Raw genomic sequence first — 6,623 nt, forward strand, 5'->3', positions numbered from 1 at the left:
GGCCTCCCGTGGCCCCCGTGACCCCCCGTGCCGCGTTCCTCCTGGTCCACCCGTCATCGGTCCTCCCGCGTGCGTGGTCGTCCCGGTGTGGTGCGCACCGGGACGACCACGCTCCCCCGCAAGTCATTAAAGACATTGATATGACAAGCGATAAGACAGCTTTTTTCACCCTTTGGATGGAATCAGTCGCGGGAGAGGGGGTCTGGACTAGTGCAGACCTTTACGCGGCATTACTCTTCGTTTACCAAGCCTTGAGAGTAGTCATACCGACACGGAAGGTAGTCACACCGGTCGCACCCGGCCCCCGCCGCAGGCGCCCCGGGCCCCGGTCCGTCCCCATCGGCCGGACCTCCACCGGCGACGCCACGCGCGCCGGCGACCGGCGTCACGACCGGCCCCGGGCACCGGCCCGACCGGTCGACCCTCCGTGCCCTCCCCGACCACCCTCCGACGGACGGAGACGGAAATGTCCGCCTGCGCCCCCACCACTCCCCGGGAACGGTTCCGCGCCGATTTCTCCGCATCGATCGCGGTGTTCCTCATCGCCCTACCCCTGTCCCTGGGCATCGCCCTCGCCACCGGCGCCCCCCTCCAGGCCGGCCTGGTGGCCGCCGCGGTCGGCGGCATCGTCGCCGGACGACTCGGCGGCGCGCCGCTCCAGGTGACCGGTCCGGCCGCCGGTCTGACCGTGGTCACCGCCGACCTCATCCAGCAGTACGGATGGCGCGTGACCTGCGCCATCACCGTGCTGGCCGGCCTCACCCAGCTGGCGCTCTCCGCCCTGCGGGTCGCCCGTACCGCGCTGGTCGTCAGCCCCGCCATCGTGCACGGCATGCTCGCCGGTATCGGCATCACCATCGCCATCGCGCAGCTGCACGTCGTGCTCGGCGGCAGTCCGCAGAGCTCGGTGCCGGACAACCTCGCCGAGCTGCCCGCGCAACTCGCCCGGCTCGACCCGGCGGCGGTCGGTGTCGGAGCCCTGACCATCGCGGTCCTGCTCCTGTGGCCCCGCCTGCGCGGCGGCACCGGGGAGCGGATCCGGCGGGCCATGCCCGCCGCGCTGGCCGCCGTCGTGCTGGCCACCGCCGTGACCGCCCTCGCCGGCCTGCGGCTCCCCCGGGTGGACCTGCCCTCCTGGAGCAACCACGCCCTGCCCGGCATGCCGGAGGGCCCGGTGCTCGGGCTGATCGCCGCCGTCCTCACCGTCACCCTGGTCGCCAGCGTGGAGTCCCTGCTGTCCGCCGTCGCCGTGGACAAGCTCGCCACCGCCCGCCGCCGGCGCGGCGGGGCACCGGTCCCGCGCGCCGACCTCGACCGCGAGCTGCGCGGTCAGGGCGCGGCCAATGTCGTCTCCGGCGCGCTGGGCGGGCTGCCCGTGACGGGGGTCGCGGTGCGCAGCACCGCCAACGTGGCGGCGGGCGCGGTGAGCCGCAAATCCACCATCATGCACGGCTGCTGGGTCCTGCTGGCGACGGGCCTGCTGGTGAACATGCTGGAGATGATCCCGCTGGCCGCGCTCGCCGCGCTGGTCATGGTGGTCGGTCTCCAGATGGCCGGCATCCACCACCTGCGCAACGTCACCCGCCACCGCGAGACCGTCGTCTACGCCGCCACCACCGTCGGCGTCATCCTCCTCGGGGTGCTGGAGGGCGTGGGCATCGGCATCGCCTGCGCCGTGGTCCTCGCCCTGCACCGGCTCACCCACACCCGGATCACGGTGGACGAGCCCGGGGACGGTTCCCACCGCGTCCGCGCCGAGGGGCCGCTGACCTTCCTGGCCGTGCCGCGCCTGAGCCGGGTCCTGGCCCGGGTCCCGGAGGGCACCGTGGTCACGGTGGAGCTGACCGGTTCGTTCCTCGACCACGCCGCCTACGAGACGCTGCACGACTGGCGCACCGCCCACACCGACCGGGGCGGACGCGTGGAGATCGTCGACGGCGGCGGGGAGCCCGCCGCCGAGCCGGCCGCCGAACTGGCCTTCCGCCGTCCCCGCCTGCCCTGGCACAACTACCGGCACGTCGGGCTCCCGGCCCTCCCCGGACCGGCGGCCACCGCCCCCGCGGCCACCACTGCGGCGGGGGCCGACCCGGCGGGGGCCGCCGGCTCCGTCCCCCCGGCCGTGCCCGACACGGTGGACGAGTTGCTCAGCGGGTTGCGCGCCTTCCAGTCCCGCACCGCCCCCCTGGTCCGCGACGAGCTGGCCCGGCTGGCCCGCGAGGGACAGCGGCCCGGTCAGCTCTTCCTGACCTGCGCCGACTCCCGCCTGGTCACCAGCATGATCACCGCCAGTGGGCCGGGGTCGCTGTTCACCGTGCGGAACGTCGGCAACCTGGTGCCGGTCCCCGGGACGGAGGAGGGGGACACCTCGGTGGCGGCGGCCATCGAGTACGCGGTCACCGTGCTGCGGGTGCGCTCGATCACCGTGTGCGGCCACTCCGGGTGCGGGGCGATGCAGGCCCTGCGCGCCTCGGGCACCGGGGCCGGCGGCGCCGGTCCGCTGGACCGGTGGCTGCGCCACGGCCACGCCTCGTTGGAGCGGCTGGAGGCGGCCGGCGGCGACGCACCCCGGCTGGACGACCGCCCGGCGGCGGACGGGGTGGAGGCCCTGTGCCTGACGAACGTCCTGCAGCAGGTGGAGCACCTGACCCGGCACGAGTGCGTCGCCCGGGCGGTGCGCGAGGGCACGCTGACCCTGCGCGGGATGTACTTCCACGTGGGTGAGGCCCAGGCCTACGTGCTGGACGCGGCGGGTGCCGGCGTCCGGGCGACGGGCGACCCCGACGCGGGGCCCGCCGTCTTCACCTCGGTGCGTCCGGACGTGCTCACGGGGTGAGCGGGGCCGCCGGCCCCGGGTGTCGGGGCGCGGCCGGTGTCATCCCGGCCGCGCCCCGTCCCGGGCCGTGTCGGTCGCCGGGCCCGCCCCGCCGAACGGGCGGGTCGGCGCCCGCCGGAGCCGGGTCCAATTTCTCCCCCGTCGCCCGTTCGTCGCGCCGCCGAACCGCTCGCCGCGCGGACACGACCGCTCACCGCGACAGGTCTGGACCACTTGTTCGGAAACCCTTGTCAAAGGGCAGATGGCCTGGTGAGGTGTGTTCCGGGACACATGCTGACGCCGCAAGGGAGATGTCGTGAGCAACGAGAGTCTGGCCAATCTCATGACGGAGGACCGGCGGTTCCCACCGCCCGCCGAGGTCGCCGACGGGGCCAACGTCACCGCCGACGCCTACGAACGGGCCGCCGCGGATCGTCTCGGCTTCTGGGCCGAGCAGGCCCGCCGGCTGGACTGGGCCACCGAACCGGAACAGACCCTCGACTGGACCAATCCCCCCTTCGCGAAGTGGTTCGCCGACGGCCGGCTGAACGTCGCCCACAACTGCGTGGACCGCCACGTCGAGGCCGGCCACGGCGACCGGGTCGCCATCCACTTCGAGGGCGAGCCCGGCGACACCCGCAGCATCACCTACGCCGAGCTGCGCGAGGAGGTCTCCCGCGCCGCCAACGCCCTGCTGGAGCTGGGCGTGAGCAGCGGGGACCGGGTGGCGATCTACCTGCCGATGATCCCCGAGGCCGTCGTCGCCATGCTCGCCTGCGCCCGCATCGGCGCCCCCCACTCGGTGGTCTTCGGCGGCTTCTCCGCCGACGCGCTGGCCACCCGCATCAAGGACGCCGACGCCCGGCTGGTCATCACCTCCGACGGCGGCTACCGCCGCGGCAAGCCCTCGCCCCTCAAGCCGGCCGTGGACGAGGCCCTGACCCGGCCCGGCACCGAGCAGGTCCGCAACGTCCTGGTGGTGCGCCGCACCGGCGAGGAGACCGCCTGGACCGAGGGCCGGGACCTGTGGTGGCACGAGACCGTCGGCCGCCAGTCCCCCGAGCACGCCCCGGAGGCCTTCGACGCCGAGCACCCGCTGTTCATCCTCTACACCTCCGGCACCACCGGGAAGCCCAAGGGCATCCTGCACACCTCCGGCGGCTACCTCACCCAGGTCTCCTACACCCACCACGCGGTCTTCGACCTCAAGCCGGAGAGCGACGTCTACTGGTGCACCGCCGACATCGGCTGGGTGACCGGGCACTCGTACATCGTCTACGGCCCACTCTCCAACGGCGCCACCCAGGTGATCTACGAGGGCACGCCCGACACCCCGCACCGGGGCCGGTGGTGGGAGATCGTGCAGAAGTACGGCGTCACCCTCCTCTACACCGCGCCGACCGCGATCCGGGCGTGCATGAAGTGGGGCGACGACATCCCGGCGAAGTTCGACCTGTCCTCGCTGCGGATCCTCGGCTCGGTGGGCGAACCCATCAACCCCGAGGCGTGGATCTGGTACCGCGAGCACATCGGCGGCGGTCGCACCCCGATCGTGGACACCTGGTGGCAGACCGAGACCGGCGCCATGATGGTCAGCCCGCTGCCGGGCGTGACCTCCACCAGGCCCGGCTCGGCCCAGGTGCCGCTGCCCGGCATCGGCGCCACGGTGGTGGACGACGAGGCCAACGCGGTGCCCGACGGCAACGGCGGCTACCTGGTGCTGACCCAGCCGTGGCCCTCGATGCTGCGCACCATCTGGGGCGACGACCAGCGGTACATCGACACCTACTGGTCCCGTTTCCGCGCCGGCTCGGTGCCGGGCGTGGAGAAGGACGCGCCCCTGTACTTCGCGGGCGACGGCGCCAAGAAGGACACCGACGGGGACATCTGGCTGCTGGGCCGGGTGGACGACGTCATGCTGGTCTCGGGCCACAACATCTCGACCACCGAGGTGGAGTCCGCGCTCGTCTCCCACCCCAAGGTGGCCGAGGCTGCCGTGGTGGGCGCCGCCGACCCGCAGACCACCCAGGCCATCTGCGCCTTCGTGATCCTGCGCGGCTCGGCCGCCGAGGACGAAGGGCTGGTGGAGGAGCTGCGCGCCCACGTCGGCAAGCAGCTCGGCCCCATCGCCAAGCCCAAGCGGATCCTGCCGGTCGCCGAACTGCCCAAGACCCGGTCCGGCAAGATCATGCGCCGTCTGCTGCGGGACGTGGCGGAGAACCGCGAGCTGGGCGACGTCACCACGCTCACCGACTCCTCGGTGATGCAGCTGATCCAGGCGAAGCTGCCCTCCGGCAGCGGCGGCGGCGAGGACTGAGCCGGCGCCCGAACACCTTCGGCGACCCACCCGGGTCCGCCGTCCCCGGCACCGGGACGGACGGCGGACCCGGCACACCCGGCGCCGGGACGCGGTCCGTCCGCGTCCCGGCGCCGGGCGCGTTCGACGGGGCGCATCGCCGTTCGACCGGGCGGTCGAACGGCGATGCGGTTAGCGTTGAGCGGTCCGGATCCGCGGAGAACCACCGGAGGTGCGCCCGTGGCCGAGGAGCAGCGTCCCGCCGGGGCCCCGGAGCCGCCCCCGGAGGGCGAGCCCGGCACGCCACCGGCGGGGAGCGTCTTCCCCGCCCCCCTCCCCCTGCCCGAGAGCACCCGCATCGGCGAGGCGCTGCGCACCGAGACCGTGGGCGGGATGGTGCTGCTGGTCTCCGCCGCCCTGGCGCTGATCCTGGCCAACACCGGCCTGTCGGACGCCTACGCCGCGGTCCGCGACTTCACCTTCGGCCCCGACGTGCTGCACCTGCACCTGTCGGTGGCCGAGTGGACCCGGGACGGGCTGCTGGCGGTCTTCTTCCTCGTCGCGGGTATCGAACTCAAGCGCGAGCTGGTGCTCGGCGAGCTGCGGGACCCCCGGGCCGCGGCGGTCCCCATCACCGCCGCGATGTGCGGGATGATCGTCCCGGCCGTCATCTACCTGTCCATCGCCCTGATCGGCAACGGCAACCCGCACGGCTGGGCCGTCCCGATGGCCACCGACATCGCCTTCGCCCTCGGCGTCCTCGCCGTCGTCGGCAGATCCCTGCCCGCCGCGCTGCGGGCCTTCCTGCTCACCCTCGCGATCGTCGACGACCTGGGCGCCATCATCGTCATCGCCGTCTTCTACCCCTCCGACCTGGAACCCTGGCCGCTGGCGGCGGCGGTGGGCGGCCTGGTCCTGTTCCACGTGGCGCTGCGGCGCGGGGTGACCGCCTGGTGGCTGCTGGCACCGCTCGCCCTCGGGATCTGGGTGATGGTGCACGCCGGTGGCATCCACGCCACCATCGCCGGTGTGGCGCTGGGCCTGCTCCTGCGGGCCAAACCCCGGCCGGGTGAGGCGCACTCGCCGGCCGACCGGGTGGAACACCGGATCCGGCCGATCTCGGCGGGCTTCGCCGTGCCCGCCTTCGCGCTGTTCGCCGCCGGGGTCGGCGTCTCCGCCGACGATCTGACCGATGTCCTCACCCGCCCCGAGACCCTCGGCGTGGCCTTGGGCCTGCTGGTGGGCAAGCCCTTGGGGGTGGTGGGGGGCGTGTGGGCGGCCACCCGCTTCACCCGGGCCCGCCTCGACCCCGCCCTGGGCCGCGCGGACGTGCTGCTGGTGGGACTGCTGGCGGGTATCGGTTTCACCGTCTCCCTGCTCATCGCCGACCTGGCCTTCCCCGACCACCCGGCGCTGGGGGACGAGGCGAAGGCGGCCGTCCTGGTCGGCTCCCTGCTCTCGGCGGGCCTGGCCGCCCTGCTGGCCCGGCTGCGCCGGCGCCGCGCCCCCTCCGCC

General features: G+C 74.0%; 3 protein-coding genes. All 3 read left to right on the plus strand.

Going from position 1 to position 6,623, the window contains the following annotated elements; translation table 11 throughout:
* Window positions 1-466: 466 nt before the first annotated feature.
* Window positions 467-2,833, plus strand: a complete 2,367-nt coding sequence (locus FOE67_RS12450) for a SulP family inorganic anion transporter (RefSeq protein ID WP_182663570.1) — start codon at window positions 467-469, stop codon at window positions 2,831-2,833.
* A gap of 295 nt (window positions 2,834-3,128) precedes the next feature.
* On the plus strand, window positions 3,129-5,129 hold the full coding sequence (acs, locus tag FOE67_RS12455; RefSeq protein WP_182663572.1) for an acetate--CoA ligase: 2,001 nt from the start codon (window positions 3,129-3,131) through the stop codon (window positions 5,127-5,129).
* 165 nt (window positions 5,130-5,294) lie between these two features.
* On the plus strand, window positions 5,295-6,623 hold a 1,329-nt coding region (nhaA, locus tag FOE67_RS12460; protein WP_182663574.1), incomplete at its 3' end, for a Na+/H+ antiporter NhaA.

Origin of the sequence: Streptomyces calidiresistens (assembly GCF_014141525.1) — a bacterium.
Taxonomy (GTDB): domain Bacteria; phylum Actinomycetota; class Actinomycetes; order Streptomycetales; family Streptomycetaceae; genus Streptomyces; species Streptomyces calidiresistens.

Coding starts and splice junctions, on each gene's coding strand:
- FOE67_RS12450 (WP_182663570.1), top strand. CDS start 467: ATGTCCGCCTGCGCCCCCACCACTCCCCGGGAACGGTTCCGCGCCGAT.